A 20,273-nucleotide genomic window follows, 5' to 3' on the forward strand; every position below is an offset into this window, starting at 1 on the left:
TGCTGGGAACCTACCGGCTGGGCGACCTCGAAGTCGAGGGCTGGTACGTCTGCGCAGCAGGCACCGGTCGCTGCGAGGCGCCTTGACGATCGTCAAGGGAGGCACGCAAAGCAGCCCTCATCTGCTGCTCTTCCGAGGTCATGACCATCACCGGCCGGTCGCTGGCTGCCGCCTCGTACGCCTCTATTTGGGCGGCGGTGGGCCGGTGCCCACCGCCGTCATAGGCAGGAAGCTGCTCTGGTTGGGAAGCATCGGAACGCCGTGCCGCCGCACCAGGCGGCATAAGTTCCATCGCCACTCCGGGGGAGTATTGCGGTGGCGGGATATAAGCAGGGGGCTCAGTATTTCCATGCGACCGGTGAATTGCGTTCAGTCGACTTTGCACTACAGCATCTGCGGACCCATGGACACTCACTAGTCGGCCGAAGTCGATGCCTGCCCCGTGCACGCGAGTCACCAGTTGAAAGTTCTCCTCGCTGCTTCCGCCATGAGCCGTGCGCCAGTCCACCTCCTCTCGAACATATTCCAGGTCAACATCGTGGCCGTCACGGCCAGCGATCACGGAATCGTTCCACACCCGATGCAGCTGCGCATCGTCTCCACGCAAGCTATTCGGCGACGGAGATGACATAACCCGCCAGTCCCCGGTCTCTTCCAGCGCCGCCCGTTGCTGAGACGAAAGCTCATCCACATTGGCGGGCAGATAGTCACTCAAAGGCATGGACCCTCCAACAGAAGACTGCTTCTCACCTCACCACAACGCATCAACTGTCTACATGGTTCAAAAGCCCCTGGAGTCAAGGCTGCTCGCCCAGCACCGGCACTGCGCATTGGCCGCCCCTCCCGCTGAGGCGGACCCGAGTACGGTGGCAGCGGACCTTGAGGGTGCTACGAGTACCACGGCAATTCCCCCGAGATATGTTCCGCTACACGATTCTGCGGGCACAGCGGTGCCCAGGTTTCTCCACGTGACCGATGAATCATGTCAAGCCCTCTCTGGAGAACAGCATCCGCGATCCATAATGCCCCATAAGATTGCCGAAGTTCACGCTGGCCCCATGAACCCTTGCCACGCAGTAGTGCTGCTGGCGGTCCCCCACCCAACGGAGACACCCGCCACTCCGTATGCGTGTGCATATAGCCGTCGTCGCGACGATGGCTATTTAGGCCAGCCTGTACAGAGTCGTTCCACACCTGATGCAGATGAGAGGGGTTACCCCTCAAGGCTGTTTGGTGACGGAGACGTCAGGAAACGCGAGTCACCGGTCTCCTCCAGCACCGCAGGCTGCTGCATGGAAAGACTACTAACGTTCTCAGGCAGATGATCGAGCGACACGAAGCCTCCTCAGTATGACGAACCCTCACCTTCATAACGCAATAGCCACCTGCCTGCTTCAGAACCCCGGCCGACGGACGGATAGTCGCCGCGCCGACCGACCAGGGATCGAAAACAGGCTCTCAGCTTGTGCTTTATCCACCGGCTTCGAACGGCGTCCCGTACGCGGTCACTCGGTAGGGGATTCACCGGACGTGGTCACGGCCTTCGGCTGATCCTGTGCTCCGACCAAGGATGCACTGACCAGCACAAAGGCCGTGGGGGAACGAGTTTGCTGCATCACGAAGCCGGGCGGGGCCCGTTCGCGCTGGCGTCACACTTCCGGGACGACTTCTTCGACTGCCTGACCGTCCGCGGGGACGCGCTGTTCGAGCTGGCCGACGCGCTGTTGTGCAAAGACGGTCCGGTAACCGCACCGGTGGACCTGACCTTGACGGCCGAACACCGGCGCGGGCACGGCGCGATGTACTCCGCGCTGAACCGCGGGGAGATCGACGTGCCCCGGCTGCGGCAGGTACTGGCCGGCCTGCCACAGCCCAGGGCCGCCGACGGGCGCCTGGTCCTCGCTGTCGACGTCACCCACTGGCTCCGCCCTGACGCCTCCACCAGCCCAGAGCGCCTGTTCTGTCACGTCTACGGCCGTAGCGGCCGGTCCTCGGACCAGTTCGTGCCGGGCTGGCCCTACTCGTTCGTGGCCGCGCTGGAGACAGGCCGCACATCCTGGTGCCAGCTCCTGGACGCTGTCCGGCTGGGCCCGGCCGACGACGTCGCCGAGGTCACCGCCGCCCAGGTCCGCCGGATCGTCGAGGACCTGATCGGCATGGGCCGCTGGAAGACCGGCGACCGCGAGGTCCTGGTCGTCTTCGACGCCGGCTACGACGCCCCGCGCATGGCCCACCTCCTGGCGGGGCTCCCGGTGGAAGTCCTCGGGCGGATGCGGGCGGACCGCGTGATGCGCCGGCCGGCGCCCTCCCGGGAGGAGTTCCACCTCGCCCACCCCTATGGCGGGCGTCCACCGAAGCACGGCGGGGAGTTCCGCTTCGCCAAACCGGAGACCTGGGGTGACCCGGACGCGGCAACGGTGCAGGTCACCGACCGCTACGGCACCGCCCGCGCAATGGCCTGGAACCGCATCCACCCCAGGCTGACCACTCGCTCCGCGTGGATCGACCACACCGCCGAGCTCCCCGTCATCGAGGGCACCCAGATCCGGCTCCAGGTCGACCGCCTGCCCGGCGGGAACGATCCCCTCCCGGTCTGGCTGTGGTCCTCAGCCACCGGCCTGGCCGGCGACGACATCGACATCCGCTGGCAGGCGTTCCTCCGCCGCTTCGATCTGGAGCACACCTTCCGGATGATCAAGCAGACCCTGGGCTGGACCCGCCCTAAGCTCCGGGCCCCCGCGGCCGCCGACCGCTGGACCTGGCTCGTGATCGCCGCCCACACCCAGCTCCGCCTCCTTCGTGAGGCAGCCGGGGATCTCCGCCACCCCTGGGAACGACCCGCTCAGCCCGGCCGTCTGACCCCGGCCCGAGTCCGCCGGGGGTTCAGAAACCTCCGCCCGCACTTGACCTGCCCGGCTCGTGCACCGAAACCCTCCCGGCCAGGCCCCGGCCGCCCTCCCGGCTCCAAGAACCGACACCCCGCCACCCACCACAACGTCGGCAAAACCGCCAAACGGCCCGAGAGCATCAAAGAACGATCACGGACCGGTGGATAAAGCACAAGCTCAGTGCACACAGAACTCGTTCCCCTCCGGGTCCGTCATGACGGTCCACTCGCCGCCCTGTTCCTTCACGTGCCGTACGACGGCGGCCCCCAGCTCCGCGAGCCGGGCCGTCTCCTCCTCGCGCCGCCCGGACTCGGGGTGGAGGTCGAGGTGCAGGCGGTTCTTGTGGGCGGGCTTGGGCTCGGGGACCTGGTTGAAGAGCAGCCGGCGGCCGAGTCCGGTGCCGGAGGTGGGGTCGTACGGGTCGTCGGGGTGCCGGACGGCGGCGGCGGTGCGCCAGGCGCGGCGGTCGCGGTGGCGGGTCAGCACGTCCTCGGGGACGGCGCCCGCGGTGAGGAGTTGCTCGATGAGCGGGCTGTTGTCCTCCACCTCGTAGCCGAGGGCGGCGGCCCAGAAGTCGGCCTGGGCGTGCGGGTCGGTGGCGTCGATGACGAGCTTCCAGTGCGTGGGAACCATGTACCGGTTATACTGGTTACATGGTGGACGAGGCAAGCGCCCGCGCCCCGGGCATCGAGATGCGACCCCCGGACGGCCAGGTCTTCCGCTTCGATCCGGGCGCGCTCAGCCTGGAGTTGCTGACGACCGGCGGCCCGGGCCCCTTCACGCGGTACGAGGTGCTGCACACCCCCGCGGACGTCGCGGCGTGGGCGGCGGCGAGCAGGCTGCGCCCGGTGCCGGAGCTGGCGGTCACCGACGACGACGTACCGGCCGTACGCCACCTGCGCGACGCCCTCTTCCGCCTCACCCAGGCCCGCGCCCACGCCGCCCCCCTCCCCGCCGCGGACCTCGCCGTCCTCAACGCCGCCGCGGCCGAACCCCCGCTGGCCCCCCGCCTCACTCCCGACGGCACCCCGTCCTGGGCCCCGGGACCTGCGACGACGGCCCGGCTCCTGGCGACGGTCGCCCGCGACGCGGTGGACCTCTTCTCCGGCCCGTACGCCCACCGCATCCGCGAGTGCGCTGGCGAGCGCTGCTACCTCCTCTTCGCCGACACCTCCCGCCCGGGCCGCCGCCGCTGGTGCTCCATGGAGCGCTGCGGCAACCGCCACAAGGTCCGCACCCTCAGAGCCCGGCGCGAAGCGGACCACTCCTGACAAGATGCGGCATATGAAGCGTGTCGTCGCCCGGGCCTGGAAACTCCTGCGCGGCCCCCTGCAGTGGCGGATCCTGTGGCTCACCCAGGCCAAGTTCATGATCGGCGTGACGGGTGTGGTGCGGAACGAACAGGGCCGGGTGCTGCTGCTCAAGCACCGCATGTGGCCCGACTCCCGCCCCTGGGGCCTGCCGACCGGCTTCGCGGTCAAGGGCGAGGAGTTCCCGCAGACCGTCGTGCGCGAGGTCCGGGAGGAGACCGGCCTCGACGTCGTACCCGGCCGGCTGGTCCAGGTGACCAGCGGCTACCGCCTCCGCGCGGAGATCGCGTACGAGGCACTGCACGTGGGCGGAACGCTCAAGCTCGACGGCTTCGAGATCCTGGCGGCGGAATGGTTCAGCCCGGACGCGCTCCCGGAGGGGCTCCAGGAGGCGCACGTCCGGCTGATCAGGGCGGGCACTCCGGCGTGAGGGTCAGTCGGCGGGGACCAGGAAGACCGCGGTGAAGCCGCCGTCGAAGTGACCTGGCCGCCGCCGGTACCGACGCGGCGCTCGCCGCGGCGCAGGGCGGGTCCGCGGTCCGGCGGGCATGAAGCGGCATCTCCCGGCAGGGCGGTGGTTCCCCCGGCTCCGGACCGAAGTGCCGGTGCGGAGCCAGGGGAGAAGCGGACCACCGGGCGATGCCGCGGGCAGTCCGGTCCGTCAGGCGCGGGGGCCGTCGGAAGGCAGCGTGACGCGGTTCGGGATGGTGTCGTAGACGCCCGTGTCGAGGGAGTTCACCGAGCCGTCCGCGACGGCGTCGACCAGGCCGCCGAGCCCGGTCTCCACTATCTTGGCGAGCATGCCGTTGCGCTTCATGCCGTCGTACTGGGTCTGCGAGGACGTCTCGAAGAGAACCACCGCAGAGCCGCGCAGCTGGTACGAACCGAGCGCGGTGCCCGGCAGGTTGGTGGACTGGGGGTACAGGGTCAGCTTGCCGTAGGAGGACTCGCCCCGCTCCTGGAGCGCCTGGTAGACGGCGACGTTGGCCCGCTTGGAGGCGTCCAGGTCGAACTTGGGCCAGTTGCCGAACTCGGCCGGGTTGTCGATGAACTTGGCCGAGATGGACAGCGGCGACATGCTCTCCATGTCATCGGTGGCGTAGCAGGACCACTGGTTGTGCAGGTCGACGAAGTAATCGACCGTGCCGAACTCCTGCTCCAGCGAACGGTAGACATTGCGGGAGGTCTGCGCCTCGGGAGTGATGTACCAGCCGGTGTCGGCGCTGTTGCCCGGGAAGTCCTCGGCGGCGGGAACGTAGTCCAGGTTCGGGTGGAAGTCACGGTTGATGTCGAAACCGCCGACCCGGGAGTTGTAGTTCCACGACGGGGACGCACCCGCCAGCTGCGGGAAGTCGGCGACGACCTCGTTCCAGGTCATGTCGTTCTGCCGCTGGTCGAGCTCGCCTCCGTCGACGTTCAGCCGGGGGACGACCACCACGGTGACGTTCTCCCGTAGCTTCTTGGCCTCCGGGCTGTTGGAGCCCCACTGCTTGAGCAGCTCCAGGGCCGCCTCGGTGCCGTGCATCTCGTTGCCGTGGATCTGCGTCTGCACGTACACGACCTTGTCGCCCTCGCCGACGCGCGCGGTGTGGATGGCGCGGCCCTTGTTGGAGTACCCGGCCACCTCCACGTCGACGGTGCCGCCGGTGCTGGTCTCAAGCTGCCGGAGAGCGGTGGTCAGTTGCGCATAGTCGACGAAGCCGTTGTTGCCGGATCCGGATGCCTCGGTGCCACAGTGGGACACCGGCGGGATCGCGCCGACGGTGGGATTGTCGGCGGCGTTGGCGGCGACGGTGGAGAGGCCGGCGATCAGGGCGGTGCTCGCCAGTGTGGCGACCCAATTTCGTGCGGACATTCACTGCTCCTCAGGCGTCATAAGGCACTACTGAGGGGGGCGTGCGTCACTCTAGACGCTCAAGAGACATCTGTGAACGAGGCGTTACTCCTGTCGCATACGCACCTGGCCCGGCGGGCGGCCGTCCAGCCTGCAACGGCCATGCACTTCGCGGTATTTCCTCGCCAAATGCTCTGATCTGCAGTAACGCCACTGCTCGGGTCGGCGCGAGGTCGATTCCCGCGCTCGTGAGGCCGATCACGGCGTTCTCCTGGAACTCCGGAGGCAGTTGCTCACGACCCATCGGGGTCGGCCACGACCGCCACGCCCTCTTGGAGCAGGATGCAGGCTCCCAGGGCACGGGCGATCTCGGTTACGGGATCCATAACGGCACCCAACTCCGGGAGGGGTCAGCCCCAGGTGAGGGGGTCGAGGTGGAGGTAGAAGCGGAGGCGGTCGGGGTCGGGCGCGGTGCCGTAGTGCTCGGCGAACGCCGCGTCCTGGGCGCAGGCTTCGGTCTCGTCCGGCCAGGTCTCGCGGGAGTTGGCCAGGAGCAGGGCCAGGTCGCTGTGGCGGTCGGCGAGCCCGAGGCGGCCGAGGTCGACGAAGCCCGACACCTCCAGGGTCCCGGGGTCGAGGACGATGTTGGGCAGGGTGAGGTCGCCGTGGCAGACGACGGTGTCGCCGGCGGCCTGCTTCCGGCGCCGGGGGAGCTGGGGTTCGAGGCGGGCCAGCAACTCCGCGGGCGGGGTGTGCTGTTGTTCCTCGGGCAGGAAGTCGGGCTGGACGGCGTCGCGGGCGACGACGTCGCGGGCGGTGGCGATCACGTCGTCCAGGTCCCTGCGGTACGGGCAGTCGGCGGCGGGGAGCGCGTGGAGGGCGCGTACGGCCTCCGCGATGCGGCTCCAGCAGGCCCGCAGGTCGCCGGGCGGCAACTGGTCGGCGGGGACGCCCGGGACGGCGGCGGTGACCAGGCGGGCGCCGGTGCCGTCGGAGTGCCAGTCGAGGACGCGGGGCCCCGGCACGCCCTGGCCGGCCAGCCAGGCGACGCGGTCGCGCTCCTCGGCGAGTGCGGCGGCGCCGGCGGGGTCCGTCGCGGGTACGTGCTTGGCGTAGCGGGTGCCGTCCGCGCTGCGGAAGACGGCGGCCCCGGACTCGCCGGTGGTGACGGGGGTCCAGGCGTCGGGCGTCATGTCTTGCGGTCCATTCGGTAGTGCAGGACGAGGAACGGGATGCCGAAGACGGAGAAGGCGTGTTCAGCGCGGAGCCGGCCGTCGCCGCCGACGTGGACGTCGAGCCGCTCGGCGAAGCCGTGCACGCCGAGGGTGTCAGCTCGCGGGTCTCGGGGTCGATGTACGTCAGGTAGTGGCCGGGCTGGTCGGTGCCGCCGGTGCCGGCCTCGTCCGCCGCGTGGCTGGTGAGCGTCAGGCCGCCGCCGTCACGTACGCCGAGGCGCGAGCGTGGGCGTGAACTGCCGGTTCCCGGCCGGTCCGCCGGTGGGTCATGCGGGCCGGCCCGGGTTCGCCGCTTCCGGCATGCCGGCCGGCTCCGCCTTCGCCTCGCCGTCCGCCGCGCCGCCCGCAGCCGCCGCCCTCGCCTCCGCCTCCGCCTCCGCCCGGCGCAGCTCCAGCCGGCCGCGGCGTGCCGTGCGCAACGCGTCGTACGTGAGCAGGGCCAGCGCCAGCCACACCAGCAGGAAGCCCGCCCAGCGCTCCGCCGGCATCGACTCGCGGAAGTACAGGACTCCCAGCACGAACTGCAGCGTCGGCGCCAGGTACTGCATCAGGCCGATCGTCGACAGCGGCAGCCGGACCGCCGCCGCGCCGAAGCAGATCAGGGGGAACGCCGTGATCACGCCGCAGCTCGCGAGGAGCAGCGCGTGGCCGACCCCCTCCGTGTGGAACGTCGAGTCCCCGCGGGCGCCCAGAATCAGCATGAACACCAGCGCAGGCAGGAACTGCACCGCCGTCTCGGCCGCGAAGGACTCGATGCCCTCAAGACCGATCCGCTTCTTGATCAGCCCGTACGTCCCGAACGAGAAGGCCAGCACCAGCGCGATCCACGGCAGCCGCCCGTAGCCCACCGTCAGCACGACGACCGCCGCCGCGCCCACCGCGACCGCGATCCACTGCAGCCCGCGCAGCCGCTCCCGCAGCAGCAGCACGCCGAAGGCGATGCTCACCAGGGGGTTGATGAAGTAGCCGAGGGCCGCCTCGACGACGTGGCCCGAGTTGACGGCCCAGATGTAGACGAACCAGTTGACGGTGATCGTCGCCGCCGCCCCCGCCACCAGCGCCAGCCGCCGCGGCTCGCGCAGCAGCGGCCGGATCCAGGCCCAGCGGCGCAGCACCAGCAGGAGCAGGATGCACGCGACCAGCGACCACACCATTCGGTTGGCCAGGATCTCCGCGGGGCTCGCGGGTTCCAGCAGCGGCCAGAAGAGCGGGATGACGCCCCAACTGCCGTACGCGGCGAAGCCGTAGAGGAGCCCGAGCCGGGCCTCGCTCGCCGCGCGCGCCGGTGCTTCACCTGATGACCCCACGGCCGCCCTCCCGTTCCGCCGCCCGCACGGCGTGCGCCGTGCCGACGGTAGCGGGCGCGAGAGCCCATTGTCATATCTGTATCAGCATTTGGGTCCTTACGGCCGCTCCGTCGCCGAGACCACCGCGAGCCCCGCCGCGACCGCGTCCGCCAGCGGCGTCGTCGGCCGGCCGATGAGCCGGGACAGCTCGCCGGACGTGCCGGCCAGCACCCCGCGGGAGACCGCCGCGTCGACGTCGACGAGCACGTCGGCCATCGCCTCCGGCAGCCCGGCGCCGAGCAGGACCTGCCGGTGCTCGGCGGGCGGCAGGTCGCGGTAGCCGACCCGGGCGCCGGACTGCCGGGCGACCTCCGCCGCGTACTCCGGCAGGCTCCACGCCGTGTCGCCGCTCAGCTCGTACGCCCGGCCCTCGTGCCCCTCGCCGGTCAGCACCGCGGCGGCCGCGGCGGCGTAGTCGGCGCGGGAGGCGGCGGCGATCCGGCCGGCGCCCGCGCTGCCGACGACGGCGCCGTTGTCGAGGGCGGGGGCGAGGTGCTCGGTGTAGTTCTCGTGGTACCAGCCGTTGCGCAGGAAGGCGTACGGCAGGCCGGAGTCGAGGACGAGCTGCTCGGTCGCCTTGTGCTCGTCCGCCAGCAGGAGGTCCGCCTTCGGCCCGCCCAGGATGCCGGTGTACGCGAGCAGCCCCACGCGCGCCGCCGCGGCGGCGTCGACCACGGCCCGGTGCTGCGGCACCCGCCGCCCGACCGCGTTGCCCGAGACGAACAGCACCCGCTCGCCCGCGCGGAAGGCGTCCGCCAGCGTGGCCGGCTCGTCGTAGTCGGCGACCCGCACCTCCACCCCGCGTGCCGCGAGGTCCGCGGCCTTCTCCCTGCTGCGTACGACGGCGGCCACCCGCTCCGCGGGCACCTGCTCCAGCAGTGCGGCGATGACGTGGCGGCCGAGGTGTCCGGTGGCTCCGGTGACGGTGATCTTCATGTCGACCACCGTAAGCTGCATACTTACGGAGAGAAAGTACCCACTTTCACGTAAGGTACTGGTGTGGAGGTAAGCATGCAGGCAGAGGGAGAGGCGGCGCCCCGGCTGCGGGACTTTCCGGACGTGATCACGGCCGACTGCCCCGCCCGGAACATCATGGAGCACGTCGTCAGCCGCTGGGGCGTGCTGGTGCTGCTCGCGCTGCTGGAGGGCACGATGCGGTTCAGCGCGCTGCGGCGGCGGATCGGCGGGGTGAGCGAGAAGATGCTCGCCCAGACCCTGCAGACGCTGGAGCGGGACGGCCTCGTGCTGCGCGAGGCGAAGCCCGTCATCCCGCCGCACGTGGAGTACTCGCTGACCCCGCTCGGCGAGCAGGCGGCCCTGCGGGTACGGCCGTTGGCGATCTGGGCGAACGACAGCGTGCCCGCGGTGACCGCGGCCCGGGAGGGGTACGACGAAGCCCGGGCCTGAGGTGCTCAGGCCCGGGCCCGGGTCGTAGCGGCGGGGGACCGGCGGTCGTGGGACCGTCAGCCCGCGGCCGGCGGTCGGCTCAGCCGAGCACCGTCCACGTGTCGCCCCCCGCGAGCAGCCCGGCAAGGTCGCCCTTGCCCTTCTGCTGCACCGCGTCGTCGAGCTGCTCCGCCATCTCCGTGTCGTACACCTGCCGGTTCACGTCCCGGAGGATGCCGATCGGCGTGTGGTGCAGCGTGTTCGGGTCGGCCAGCCGGGAGAGCGCGAACGCCGTGGTCGGGGTGGCGGCGTGGGCGTCGTGGACGAGGATGTCCGCCTCATTCTCCGGCGTCACCTCCACGATCTCCAGGTCGCCCGTGGCCGGGTTCCGCACGACGCCCTTGTGGTCGTCGGCGCCGAAGCGGATCGGCTGCCCGTGCTGCAGCCGGATCACCGCTTCCTGCGCCTGCTGGCGGTCCTTGAGCACCTCGAAGGCGTTGTCGTTGAAGATGTTGCAGTTCTGGTAGATCTCGATCAGCGCCGTGCCCGGGTGGGCCGCCGCCGCGCGCAGCGTCTCGGTGAGGTGCTTGCGGTCCGAGTCGACGGTGCGGGCGACGAACGACGCCTCCGCGCCGAGCGCCAGCGAGACCGGGTTGAACGGCGCGTCCAGCGAGCCCATCGGGGTGGACTTGGTGACCTTGCCGACCTCGGAGGTCGGCGAGTACTGCCCCTTGGTCAGCCCGTAGATCCGGTTGTTGAAGAGCAGGATCTTGAGGTTGACGTTGCGGCGGAGCGCGTGGATCAGGTGGTTGCCGCCGATGGACAGCGCGTCGCCGTCGCCGGTGACGACCCAGACGGACAGGTCGCGCCGGGTGCTGGCCAGGCCGGTGGCGATGGCCGGGGCGCGGCCGTGGATGGAGTGCATCCCGTACGTGTTCATGTAGTACGGGAAGCGGGACGAGCAGCCGATGCCGGAGACGAAGACGATGTTCTCCTTGGCGAGGCCCAGCTCAGGCATGAACCCCTGGACGGCGGCGAGGACGGCGTAGTCGCCGCAGCCGGGGCACCAGCGCACTTCCTGGTCCGTCTTGAAGTCCTTCATGGACTGCTTGGCTTCGGCCTTGGGGATCAGCGAAAGGGCGTCGATCGCCGGTCCCTCGGCGGTCGTCTCAGCCATTGTCGATGGCCTCCTTGAGGGCGGTGGCGAGCTGCTCGGCCTTGAACGGCATGCCGTTGACCTGGTTGTAGGAGAAGGCGTCCACGAGGTACCTGGCGCGGACCAGGGTCGCGAGCTGGCCGAGGTTCATCTCGGGGACGACGACCTTGTCGTACGCGGCCAGCACCTCGCCGAGGTTGCCCGGGAACGGGTTGAGGTAGCGCAGATGGGCCTGCGCGATGTGGTCGCCGGCGCGGCGCACGCGGCGCACGGCCGCGGTGATCGGCCCGTACGTCGAGCCCCAGCCCAGCACCAGCGTGCGCGCCCTTTCTCCCGAGGGGCCCTCCGGGTCGTCGACCTCGATGTCGGGCACCTCGATGCCGTCGACCTTCGCCTGGCGGGTGCGCACCATCAGGTCGTGGTTGGACGGCGAGTACGAGATGTTGCCGGAGCCGTCCTCCTTCTCGATGCCGCCGATGCGGTGCTCCAGGCCCGGCGTGCCGGGGATCGCCCACGGGCGGGCGAGGGTCTGCGGGTCGCGCTTGTACGGCCAGAAGACCTCGGTGCCGTCGGCCAGGGTGTGGTTCGGCTTGCCGGCGAACTGCACCCGCAGGTCCGGCAGGTCGTCGACCTCCGGGATCCGCCAGGGCTCGGAGCCGTTGGCGAGGTAGCCGTCGGAGAGCAGCATCACCGGCGTGCGGTACGTCAGCGCGATACGGGCCGCGTCCAGGGCCGCCGTGAAGCAGTCCGACGGCGTGGCCGGCGCGACGATCGGCACCGGTGCCTCGCCGTTGCGCCCGAACATCGCCTGGAGCAGGTCCGCCTGCTCGGTCTTGGTGGGCAGCCCGGTCGAGGGGCCGCCGCGCTGGATGTCCACGATCAGCAGCGGCAGCTCCAGCGACACGGCCAGGCCCACGGTCTCGGCCTTCAGCGCGACGCCGGGGCCCGAGGTGGTCGTCACGCCGAGCGCGCCGCCGAAGGCCGCGCCGAGCGCGGCGCCGATGCCGGCGATCTCGTCCTCGGCCTGGAAGGTGCGCACGCCGAAGTTCTTGTGCCGGCTCAGCTCGTGCAGGATGTCCGAGGCGGGCGTGATCGGGTACGAGCCGAGGAAGAGCGGCAGGTCCGCCTGCTGCCCCGCGGCGATCAGGCCGTACGCCAGCGCCAGGTTCCCCGAGATCGAGCGGTACGTGCCGGCGGGGAACGCGGACTGCGCCGGGGCGACCTCGTACGAGACGGCGAAGTCCTCCGTCGTCTCGCCGAAGTTCCACCCCGCCCGGAAGGCGGCGATGTTGGCCTCGGCGATGTCCGGCTTCTTCGCGAACTTGGCCCGCAGGAACCCGATCGTGCCCTCGGTGGGGCGGTGGTACATCCAGCTCAGCAGGCCGAGCGCGAACATGTTCTTGGAGCGGCCCGCGTCCTTGCGGGACAGCCCGAACTCCTTCAGCGCCTCGACCGTGAGCGTGGTCAGCGGCACCTCGTGCACGCTGTACCCGTCGAGGGAGCCGTCCTCCAGGGGGCTCGCCTCGTAGCCCACCTTGGCCATCGCGCGCTTGTTGAACTCGTCGGTGTTGACGATCACCTCGGCGCCGCGCGGAACGTCCCCGATGTTCGCCTTCAGAGCGGCCGGGTTCATCGCCACCAGCACGTTGGGCGCGTCGCCCGGGGTGAGGATGTCGTGGTCGGCGAAGTGCACCTGGAAACTGGAAACCCCCGGCAGCGTGCCTGCGGGGGCGCGGATCTCGGCGGGGAAGTTCGGGAGCGTCGACAGGTCGTTGCCGAACGACGCGGTCTCCGAGGTGAAGCGGTCGCCGGTCAGTTGCATCCCGTCTCCGGAGTCACCGGCGAACCGGATGATCACCCGGTCCAGACGCTTGACCTCTTTGCTGTTGACCTCGCTGGTCACCTTCGTGGACCTCCCTCGCGGCGGCCGCTCGGGAACGGGATTCCGACCGCCTGACCCAGTGAACATCGTACGCGGGTTAGGCATGCCTTCCTGAGTCCGTCCGCAAACTGGACGGTGGCGAGACGTCAGGTTATATCCCTTTTTGTCCCTATCTAATGCCCCTCTTGACCCCATCCGCCGGTGTGACAATCCCTTGTCACCGGAGCGGGGCCCGGGGCGGGGCGCCGGGGCACGGCCCGGTCAGGAGTTGAGGTAGGTGAGGACCGCGAGCACCCGACGGTGATCTCCCTCACTCGGCGCCAGGCCGAGCTTCATGAAGATGTTGCTGACGTGCTTCTCCACCGCGCCGTCGCTCACCACGAGCTGCCCGGCGATCGCCGAGTTCGTCCGGCCCTCGGCCATCAGGCCCAGCACCTCGCGCTCCCGCGGGGTCAGCCCGGCCAGCACGTCCTGCTTGCGGCTGCGGCCGAGGAGCTGGGCGACGACCTCCGGGTCGAGCGCCGTGCCGCCCTCGGCGACGCGCACGACGGCGTCGACGAACTCGCGGACCTCCGCGACCCGGTCCTTCAGCAGATACCCGACGCCGCGGCTGGAGCCGGCGATCAGCTCGGTGGCGTACTGCTCCTCGACGTACTGCGAGAGCACCAGCACACCGACGTCCGGATGCTCGCGCCGCAGTTGGACGGCCGCGCGCACCCCCTCGTCGGTGTGCGTCGGGGGCATCCGCACGTCGGCGACGACGACGTCCGGCGCGCTGCCCCCGGCGGCCAGGTCCCCGACCGTCTTGACCAGGGCCACGCCGTCGCCGACACCGGCGACGACCTCGTGGCCCCGGTCGGTGAGCAGCCGGGTGAGCCCCTCCCGGAGCAGCACCGAATCCTCGGCGATGACCACCCGCACGCTGTCCTCCACCGTTGCCCCCCTTACGAACCCATACGAAGATGTGTAGATCTCCAGCATCCCAGCATTCCGCGGCGGGGGAGGTGCCGGAGGCGGATAACGGCAGGTAAAGGGTGGAAAACGGCGGTGGTGCCGGGCGTACGGGACCGCGCGGACATCCGGGGCCGGGGCGCGGAGGGGCGGCAGGCGTACGGGGACGTGGCCGGCCCGCGGGCCCGCCCCGTCCCCGTAGAACCGCTCACGCCCGCCAGGGCAGCTCCGCCGTGACCACCGTCGGGCCGCCGGGCGGCGAGTCGACGACCAGCAGGCCGTCCACCGAGCCCAGCCGCTCCGCAAGGCCCGAGAGCCCCGAGCCCGCGTCGAGCCGCGCGCCGCCGTTGCCGTCGTCCGTCACCTGGATCATCAGCCGTCCTTCCGCGCGCCACAGGTCGATCATGGCCCGGCTCCCGCCGCTGTGCTTGCTGATGTTCTGCAGCAGCTCGGAGGTCGTGTAGTACGCGATGCCCTCGATCGACTGCGCCGGCCGTTCCAGCAGGTCCACCGTCACCGAGACCGGCACCGTGCAGCGCGCGGCGACGGCCGACAGCGCCGGGCCGAGGCCCCGGTCGGTGAGGATCGCCGGGTGGATGCCGCGCGCCAGGTCGCGCAGCTCCTGGAGCGCGAGCTTCACCTCGCCGTGCGCCTCGTCGACCATCGCGGCCGCCGCCTCCGGGTCCTCCAGCAGCTTCTCCTTGGCCAGCCCCAGGTCCATCGCCAGGGCCACGAGCCGGGCCTGCGCGCCGTCGTGCAGGTCGCGCTCGATGCGCCGCAGGTCCGCCGCCGCCGTGTCCACCACGACCCCGCGGTCCGTCTCCAGCTCCTGCACCCGGGTCGCCAGCTTCGACGGGCCCAGCAGCCCGACGACCATCGCCCGGTCCACGTACGACAGGCTGCGCACCACCCACGGCGAGGCGAGCAGGAACACCGCGCCTGCGCCGACCGCGAAGAGCTGCTCCAGCGGCGAGTCCAGGTACCAGCCGTCGCCCTCGGCGTTCCCGTAGACCTGGAGCCCGTCCTGGCCCCAGTGCGCCGGGAAGACCCACTGCCACAGCGGGTACGTGACCATGGACCAGCTCCAGAACATCACGGCCACCGAGATGCCGAAGGAGCACACCGCCCAGAACATGTGCAGCAGCCCGTAGAGCATCGTCCGCCACGACTCGCCGCTGCGGAACAGCGACCCGACCCAGCCCATGAACCCGGAGGCCCGCCGGCTCAGCGGCTCCGGGTCGTCGACGTCCACGCCCAGCAGCAGCCGGGCGCGGGTCCGCTCGAAGTAGCCCATGCCGCGGCAGCCGGCCAGCATCGCGGCGAGCACCGGGACGCCGAGGAACGTGATCAGCAGGCCGAGGCCGAGCGACAGCATCGTGATGGTGTAGACGAAGAACACGATCGACACCGGCAGGCTGAGCAGGTGGTAGAGGAACTCGCGCCAGGTGCGTGCCTCGAAGGGGGCGCGCAGGGCGAGGGGAAGCCGCGGGCGGCGGGCCTCGGGTGCGTACGCGGTGCTGTCCATCGTCGGAAGTCCTTCTGCCGGAGCGCTGGTGACGGGTCTGTCGAGCTTGTGCCTCCAGCCTCCTCGGCGGGGGCGGCGCGGGCCATGGAGCAGGTCGGTCTGTCCGTACGGGGGAAAACCCCACCCCTGTCGGTGCGGCTACGCGCGCGCCTGCGCCTGCGACTCGCGGTTGCGCCAGGGGAGTTCGGCGGTGACGACCGTGGGACCGCCGCCCGGCGACTCCACGACCAGCAGCCCGTCCACCGAGCCCAGCCGCTCCGCCAGCCCGGACAGACCCGTGCCGCCGTCCAGCCGGGCGCCGCCCTTCCCGTCGTCGGTGACCTGCACCATGATGCGCCCCTCCGCCCGCCACACGTCGGCGCTCGCGGTCTTCGCGCCGCTGTGCTTGCTGATGTTCTGCAGCAGCTCGGAGACCGTGTAGTACGCGATGCCCTCGATGGCCTGCGCGGGGCGGTCCTTGAGGTCGACGGTCACCGAGACGGGCACCGTGCAGCGCGCGGCGACGGCCGACAGCGCCGGGCCGAGGCCGCGGTCGGTGAGGATCGCCGGGTGGATGCCGCGGGCCAGGTCGCGCAGCTCCTCCAGGGCGAGCTTCACCTCGCCGTGCGCCTCGCCGACCATCTCGGCGGCGGCCTCGGGATCCTCCAGCAGCTTCTCCTTCGCCAGACCAAGACCCATGGCCAGGGCCACGAGCCGGGCCTGCGCGCCGTCGTGCAGGTCGCGCTCGATGCGCCGCAGGTCCGCCGCCGCCGTGTCCACCACGACGCCGCGGTTCTCCTCCAGCTCCTTGATGCGCCGCTCCAGCGGGTCGGAAGGACCGAGCAGCCCGCGGACCATCGCCCGGTCCACCTCCGTCAGACCGCGCGCCAGCCAGGGCAGCAGCGGCCACAGGACGAACAGCGACACGGACATGAGGGCGAAAGTGAGGACCCCCCACGGCAGCCGCATCACGCTGTACAGCGTCGTCCGCCACCCGACGGGGTCCTTCAGCGTCGCCCACAGCCACGGCAGGAATCCGCCGTACGTGCTGCGCCGGATCGGCGTCGGTGCCTCGACGTGCACGCCGAGCAGCGCCCGCGCCCGCGCGCGCTCCCACGAACCGATCCCGCGGGCGCCGGCGAGGCCCGCGGCCAGCAGCGGCAGGCCGATCACGGTGATCGACAGCAGCGCGCCGGCGTAGAGCCAGATCGAGACGTAGGTGAAGGCGAAGATCGCCATGGGGAGGTTCACCAGCAGGTGCACGATCTCAAGCCAGGTCGTGCCGCTGAGCGGCGGGCGCGGTGGGGGCAGCGGCTTGTCGCCGCTCGGCTCGGCCGGCGGCTCCGCACCAGGGCGGCTGTGGGTCATCCTCCCAGGGTGCCGCGCCGGGGCGCGGGGGCGCCATGGGGGGTGTACGGGGGAACGTACGGGGGCTAACCCCACCCTTTGCGGAGAAGTCTCCGCTTCGGGCCCGGCTTCGGCCCGCGGCGGGGGCGGGCGCGGTCCGTACCTTCGGCGGCTCGCAGGAAGTGGCGTACACGGGATGGCCACAGCGCCCGGGGCAGGGCCTACACTCCTTGCCCGTACAGGTCGATGTCCTGACCGAACGCGCACGGGTCAGCCAGCCACAGCAGTCAGGAGCGGAGCGGACGTGCCGGACATGCTCGCCGCCGACGCCCTCGCCGCCGGGTACTTCGACGGCTACGGGGTGGTCGGCCTCGTCGCCGTGCTGGGCCTGCTCTTCGTCGGCGTCGCCTTCGGCGCTGCCCGGCTGCTGCGGCCCGCGGTGCCGACGCCGGAGAAGCTGCTGACGTACGAGTGCGGGGTGGACCCGGTCGGGGAGGGCTGGGCGCACACGCAGGTCCGCTACTACGTGTACGCCTTCCTGTATGTGATCTTCGCGGTCGACGTCATCTTCCTCTTCCCCTGGGCGACGGTCTTCGCGGCGCCGGGGTACGGGGCGGTGACGCTCGTGGAGATGTTCATCTTCCTCGGCTTCCTCGCCGTGGGCCTGCTGTACGCCTGGAAGAAGGGCGTCCTGGAATGGACGTGAACCCCGCCGCCGCCCCGGCCCCTGCCTCCGGCCCCGTCCCCGCCCCCGTGCAGAGTGTGGGCGTGCTCCAGCGGCTGGCGCCCCAGCCGATGAAGGTCGTGCTCAACTGGGGCCGCCGCTACAGCCTGTGGGTCTTCAACTTCGGCCTCGCCTGCTGCGCGATCGAGTTCATCGCCGCGTCGATGGCCAGGCACGACTTCATCCGCCTCGGCGTCATCCCGTTCGCGCCCGGCCCGCGGCAGGCGGACCTGATGGTGGTGTCCGGCACGGTGACGGACAAGATGGCGCCGTCGGTGAAGCGGCTGTACGAGCAGATGCCGGAGCCGAAGTACGTGATCTCCTTCGGCGCGTGCTCCAACTGCGGCGGGCCGTACTGGGACTCGTACGCCGTGACGAAGGGCGTGGACCAGATCATCCCGGTGGACGTGTACGTGCCCGGCTGCCCGCCGCGGCCGGAGGCGCTGCTGCAGGGGATCCTGAAGCTCCAGGAGAAGATCGCGCGGGAGCCGCTGGAGGAGCGGTACGGGACATCGCCGTCCGGGGCGTCGGTGGGGGCGCTGACGAGCGGGCTGGTGAAGCCGCCGGAGGACGCCGGATGACGGAGCAGGGTGAGGGCTGGCTCCCACGGCCGGCTACGGAACTGTTCGGCCCGGAGGCGGTGGCGAAGGAGGCGTACGGCGTCCTGACGGTGGACGTACCGGCGGCCACCTGGACCGAGGCGCTGCGGACGGCACGCGACGAGCTGGGCTGCACGTTCTTCGACTGGCTCAGCGCCGTCGACGAACCGGCCGAGGGCTTCCGCATCGCCGCCCACGTCGTCGCGGTCGGCACCCCGCCGCGCCGGCTGCTGCTGCGCACGACGGTGCCGCACGAGGCCCCGGCGCTGGCGACGGCGACGGGCGTCTACGCGGGGGCGGCGTGGCACGAGCGGGAGACGCACGAGATGTTCGGCGTCGACTTCCCCGGCCACCCGCACCTGGTGCGGCTGCTGCTGCCGGAGGAGTTCGAGGGGCACCCGCTGCGGAAGGACTTCGTCCTGGCGGCGCGGGTGGCGAAGGCGTGGCCGGGCGCGAAGGAGCCGGGCGAGTCCCACGCGGGCGGCCCGAAGCGGCGCCAGATGCAACCCCCGGGCGTCCCGGACCCCAACGACTGGGGCCCTCAGAAGGGCACCCTCCCCCACCCTCCCACCCGCCCCGCCCGCCGCGCGGGCACCAGAACCGAAGCCCCACCCCGCCGCGCCCGCTCGGCAAGCGCCGGCTCGGCATCGCAGCGGAGCGCCGGCGAGGCGGCGCCCGCAGGCGAGGGTCCGGCGACCCGGCCGGACGAACCGCGCGACCGCCGTACGGGCGCGGGGGCGCCCCCCGCCGAAGAGGGGACGGGCCGCCCGGCCCGCGCCGCACGACGCGCGCGCTCGGCCAGCGAGGGTTCGGCGTCGCAGCGGAGTGCCGGTGGCGGCGCGGAGGACGAGTCCGCGGAGACCTCGGAGTCCGGGCGCCCGCCGCGGGGCGCACGACGCACGCCTTCGGCGAGTGAGGGTTCCGCGTCGCAGCGGGCCTCCGGTGGCGGCCCCGCCGTCGCGGGCCGGGAGCCGCGCTCCCGTGCCCGTACGCCCGATGCCCCGTGGCAACGCCCCCGCCCCGACGACGAGTCGACCCCCGCCGCCGGCGAAGGCACCCCACCCGCCAAGCCCGCCGCAGGCGAACCCCCCTCCGCCCCCGAGGACGGCGAAGGCGGTGACCCCCCGTGAACGACGTGCTCGAAATCCTGGTCACACTCCTCGGCGTGCTCGTCGTCTTTCTGCTCTTTCCGCTCGTCGTCGGGCAGACCGAGCACAAGGTCATGGCCCACATGCAAGGCCGCGTAGGCCCCATGTACGCCGGCGGCTTCCACGGCTGGGCCCAACTCGTCGCCGACGGGCTCAAGTTCGTACAGAAGGAAGACGTCGTCCCCGCCGGTGCCGACCGGCGGGTCTTCCAGCTCGCGCCCGCCGTCGCCCTCCTGCCCTACCTCGTCGTCCTCGTCGCCATCCCCTTCCACCCCGACGGCGGCGTCGGCGAGGCACTGGATGCCGGCATCTTCTTCGTCCTGGCCGTCATGGGCGTCGGCGTCCTCGGGTCCCTCATGGGCGGCTGGGCGTCCGCCAACAAGTACTCCCTCCTCGGCGGCCTCCGCACCGCCGCGCAGCTTCTCGCCTACGAGCTGCCCATGCTGCTCGCCGCCGCCTCCGTCGCCATGGCCGCCGGGACGGTCTCGCTCGTCGGGATCGTCGACGGGTTCGAGTGGTGGTGGCTGCCGTGGCAGCTCGTCGGCGGCGTGGTGTTCTTCACCGCCGGGCTCGCCGAGCTGCAACGCCCGCCGTTCGACGCCCCCGTCGCCGACTCGGAGATCATCTTCGGCGCGTACACCGAGTACTCCGGGCTGCGCTTCGCGCTGTTCCTGCTCGCCGAGTACGCCGGCATCGTCGTCCTCAGCGCGCTGACCGCCGTGCTCTTCCTCGGCGGCTGGCACGGCCCGTACGCCGACGGGCTCGGCTGGCTCTGGACGCTGCTGAAGACCGGGATCCTCGCCTTCGCCGTGATCTGGCTGCGCGTCACGTACCCGAGGCTGCGCGAGGACCAGATCCAGCGCTTCGCCTGGACGACCCTCATCCCGCTCGCCCTCGCGCAGATCGCGCTGACCGGCATCGTGAAGGTGGTGATCTGACGGTGAAGGGGCTCGCCAAGGGGCT

At 71.3% G+C, this 20,273-nt stretch carries 20 protein-coding genes; 8 read left to right on the plus strand and 12 right to left on the minus strand.

Features of this window, described 5'->3' with window-relative positions; genetic code table 11:
- Nucleotides 1-10: 10 nt before the first annotated feature.
- Nucleotides 11-715, minus strand: a complete 705-nt coding sequence (locus OG946_RS21895; RefSeq protein WP_326797745.1) for a hypothetical protein — start codon at nt 713-715, stop codon at nt 11-13.
- Between the two features lie 892 nt (nt 716-1,607).
- Between OG946_RS21895 and OG946_RS21900 the strand changes: the two genes are divergently transcribed.
- A complete protein-coding gene (locus tag OG946_RS21900; protein WP_326797746.1) occupies nt 1,608-3,056 on the plus strand; it encodes an NF041680 family putative transposase in 1,449 nt (482 codons plus the stop codon).
- A 9-nt stretch (nt 3,057-3,065) separates the two neighbouring features.
- On the opposite strand, the gene OG946_RS21905 is transcribed toward OG946_RS21900, so the two are convergent.
- Entirely contained in the window at nt 3,066-3,521 is a 456-nt protein-coding gene (locus OG946_RS21905) for a VOC family protein (RefSeq protein WP_047017488.1), read from the minus strand.
- 20 nt (nt 3,522-3,541) lie between these two features.
- On the opposite strand from OG946_RS21905, the gene OG946_RS21910 reads away from it, so the two are divergent.
- Together OG946_RS21910 and OG946_RS21915 are read left to right on the plus strand one after the other, a co-directional pair.
- Nucleotides 3,542-4,159, plus strand: a complete 618-nt coding sequence (locus tag OG946_RS21910; protein WP_326797747.1) for a CGNR zinc finger domain-containing protein — start codon at nt 3,542-3,544, stop codon at nt 4,157-4,159.
- A gap of 13 nt (nt 4,160-4,172) precedes the next feature.
- Entirely contained in the window at nt 4,173-4,628 is a 456-nt protein-coding gene (locus OG946_RS21915) for an NUDIX domain-containing protein (protein WP_326797748.1), read from the plus strand.
- 231 nt (nt 4,629-4,859) lie between these two features.
- Here the strand turns inward: OG946_RS21915 and OG946_RS21920 are convergent, their stop codons facing one another.
- The 5 genes from OG946_RS21920 to OG946_RS21940 all read right to left on the minus strand — a co-directional run bounded on the left by OG946_RS21920 (nt 4,860) and on the right by OG946_RS21940 (nt 9,549).
- Nucleotides 4,860-6,053 carry a M14 family zinc carboxypeptidase gene (locus tag OG946_RS21920; RefSeq protein WP_326797749.1) on the minus strand — a complete coding sequence of 398 codons (1,194 nt, stop codon included), beginning with the start codon at nt 6,051-6,053 and terminating at the stop codon, nt 4,860-4,862.
- Nucleotides 6,054-6,442: 389 nt separating this feature from the next.
- Entirely contained in the window at nt 6,443-7,225 is a 783-nt protein-coding gene (locus OG946_RS21925; RefSeq protein ID WP_326797750.1) for an APH(3'') family aminoglycoside O-phosphotransferase, read from the minus strand.
- Entirely contained in the window at nt 7,222-7,350 is a 129-nt protein-coding gene (locus OG946_RS21930) for a hypothetical protein (protein ID WP_326797751.1), read from the minus strand. Before OG946_RS21930 ends, OG946_RS21925 begins: the two co-directional genes overlap by 4 nt.
- 183 nt (nt 7,351-7,533) lie before the next feature.
- The gene (gene rarD, locus OG946_RS21935; protein WP_326797752.1) at nt 7,534-8,574 is read right to left on the minus strand and encodes an EamA family transporter RarD; all 1,041 of its coding nucleotides are present in this window, start codon (nt 8,572-8,574) and stop codon (nt 7,534-7,536) included.
- A gap of 96 nt (nt 8,575-8,670) precedes the next feature.
- Nucleotides 8,671-9,549: an NmrA family NAD(P)-binding protein gene (locus tag OG946_RS21940; protein WP_326797753.1), complete on the minus strand. Its 879-nt coding sequence runs from the start codon at nt 9,547-9,549 to the stop codon at nt 8,671-8,673.
- Between the two features lie 75 nt (nt 9,550-9,624).
- Between OG946_RS21940 and OG946_RS21945 the strand changes: the two genes are divergently transcribed.
- Nucleotides 9,625-10,020 (plus strand): winged helix-turn-helix transcriptional regulator, encoded by a 396-nt coding sequence (locus tag OG946_RS21945; protein ID WP_326797754.1) that lies wholly within the window; start codon nt 9,625-9,627, stop codon nt 10,018-10,020.
- 79 nt (nt 10,021-10,099) lie between these two features.
- On the opposite strand, the gene OG946_RS21950 is transcribed toward OG946_RS21945, so the two are convergent.
- From OG946_RS21950 to OG946_RS21970, 5 genes are all read right to left on the minus strand, one after another.
- Nucleotides 10,100-11,176: a 2-oxoacid:ferredoxin oxidoreductase subunit beta gene (locus OG946_RS21950; protein WP_326797755.1), complete on the minus strand. Its 1,077-nt coding sequence runs from the start codon at nt 11,174-11,176 to the stop codon at nt 10,100-10,102.
- Nucleotides 11,169-13,058 (minus strand): 2-oxoacid:acceptor oxidoreductase subunit alpha, encoded by a 1,890-nt coding sequence (locus tag OG946_RS21955; RefSeq protein ID WP_326797756.1) that lies wholly within the window; start codon nt 13,056-13,058, stop codon nt 11,169-11,171. The genes OG946_RS21950 and OG946_RS21955 overlap by 8 nt, the downstream gene beginning before the upstream one ends.
- 240 nt (nt 13,059-13,298) lie before the next feature.
- The gene (locus OG946_RS21960) at nt 13,299-13,958 is read right to left on the minus strand and encodes a response regulator transcription factor (protein WP_326800331.1); all 660 of its coding nucleotides are present in this window, start codon (nt 13,956-13,958) and stop codon (nt 13,299-13,301) included.
- A gap of 238 nt (nt 13,959-14,196) precedes the next feature.
- Nucleotides 14,197-15,513 (minus strand): sensor histidine kinase, encoded by a 1,317-nt coding sequence (locus OG946_RS21965; protein ID WP_326797757.1) that lies wholly within the window; start codon nt 15,511-15,513, stop codon nt 14,197-14,199.
- Nucleotides 15,514-15,651: 138 nt separating this feature from the next.
- Nucleotides 15,652-16,860: a sensor histidine kinase gene (locus tag OG946_RS21970; protein ID WP_326797758.1), complete on the minus strand. Its 1,209-nt coding sequence runs from the start codon at nt 16,858-16,860 to the stop codon at nt 15,652-15,654.
- Between the two features lie 292 nt (nt 16,861-17,152).
- Between OG946_RS21970 and OG946_RS21975 the strand changes: the two genes are divergently transcribed.
- Genes OG946_RS21975 through nuoH form a run of 4 tightly spaced genes read left to right on the plus strand, consistent with a single transcriptional unit; the run spans nt 17,153 to nt 20,248 of the window.
- Nucleotides 17,153-17,545: an NADH-quinone oxidoreductase subunit A gene (locus tag OG946_RS21975; protein ID WP_326800332.1), complete on the plus strand. Its 393-nt coding sequence runs from the start codon at nt 17,153-17,155 to the stop codon at nt 17,543-17,545.
- Nucleotides 17,536-18,144 (plus strand): NADH-quinone oxidoreductase subunit B, encoded by a 609-nt coding sequence (locus OG946_RS21980; protein WP_326797759.1) that lies wholly within the window; start codon nt 17,536-17,538, stop codon nt 18,142-18,144. The genes OG946_RS21975 and OG946_RS21980 overlap by 10 nt, the downstream gene beginning before the upstream one ends.
- Nucleotides 18,141-19,292: an NADH-quinone oxidoreductase subunit C gene (locus tag OG946_RS21985; protein ID WP_326797760.1), complete on the plus strand. Its 1,152-nt coding sequence runs from the start codon at nt 18,141-18,143 to the stop codon at nt 19,290-19,292. Before OG946_RS21980 ends, OG946_RS21985 begins: the two co-directional genes overlap by 4 nt.
- Nucleotides 19,289-20,248, plus strand: a complete 960-nt coding sequence (gene nuoH / locus OG946_RS21990) for an NADH-quinone oxidoreductase subunit NuoH (RefSeq protein WP_326797761.1) — start codon at nt 19,289-19,291, stop codon at nt 20,246-20,248. Before OG946_RS21985 ends, nuoH begins: the two co-directional genes overlap by 4 nt.
- Nucleotides 20,249-20,273: the final 25 nt, after the last annotated feature.

The sequence above is a fragment of the Streptomyces sp. NBC_01808 genome (assembly GCF_035917395.1).
In the GTDB taxonomy this organism is placed as follows: Bacteria; Actinomycetota; Actinomycetes; order Streptomycetales; family Streptomycetaceae; genus Streptomyces.

What these genes read in the sequence shown, in the direction of transcription:
- OG946_RS21905 (WP_047017488.1), bottom strand. Translation starts at nt 3,521, where the DNA reads ATGGTTCCCACGCACTGGAAGCTCGTCATCGACGCCACCGACCCGCAC.
- OG946_RS21910 (WP_326797747.1), top strand. Translation starts at nt 3,542, where the DNA reads ATGGTGGACGAGGCAAGCGCCCGCGCCCCGGGCATCGAGATGCGACCC.
- OG946_RS21915 (WP_326797748.1), top strand. Translation starts at nt 4,173, where the DNA reads ATGAAGCGTGTCGTCGCCCGGGCCTGGAAACTCCTGCGCGGCCCCCTG.
- OG946_RS21920 (WP_326797749.1), bottom strand. Translation starts at nt 6,053, where the DNA reads ATGTCCGCACGAAATTGGGTCGCCACACTGGCGAGCACCGCCCTGATC.
- OG946_RS21925 (WP_326797750.1), bottom strand. Translation starts at nt 7,225, where the DNA reads ATGACGCCCGACGCCTGGACCCCCGTCACCACCGGCGAGTCCGGGGCC.
- OG946_RS21940 (WP_326797753.1), bottom strand. Translation starts at nt 9,549, where the DNA reads ATGAAGATCACCGTCACCGGAGCCACCGGACACCTCGGCCGCCACGTC.
- OG946_RS21945 (WP_326797754.1), top strand. Translation starts at nt 9,625, where the DNA reads ATGCAGGCAGAGGGAGAGGCGGCGCCCCGGCTGCGGGACTTTCCGGAC.
- OG946_RS21950 (WP_326797755.1), bottom strand. Translation starts at nt 11,176, where the DNA reads ATGGCTGAGACGACCGCCGAGGGACCGGCGATCGACGCCCTTTCGCTG.
- OG946_RS21965 (WP_326797757.1), bottom strand. Translation starts at nt 15,513, where the DNA reads ATGGACAGCACCGCGTACGCACCCGAGGCCCGCCGCCCGCGGCTTCCC.
- OG946_RS21970 (WP_326797758.1), bottom strand. Translation starts at nt 16,860, where the DNA reads ATGACCCACAGCCGCCCTGGTGCGGAGCCGCCGGCCGAGCCGAGCGGC.
- OG946_RS21975 (WP_326800332.1), top strand. Translation starts at nt 17,153, where the DNA reads ATGCTCGCCGCCGACGCCCTCGCCGCCGGGTACTTCGACGGCTACGGG.
- OG946_RS21980 (WP_326797759.1), top strand. Translation starts at nt 17,536, where the DNA reads ATGGACGTGAACCCCGCCGCCGCCCCGGCCCCTGCCTCCGGCCCCGTC.
- OG946_RS21985 (WP_326797760.1), top strand. Translation starts at nt 18,141, where the DNA reads ATGACGGAGCAGGGTGAGGGCTGGCTCCCACGGCCGGCTACGGAACTG.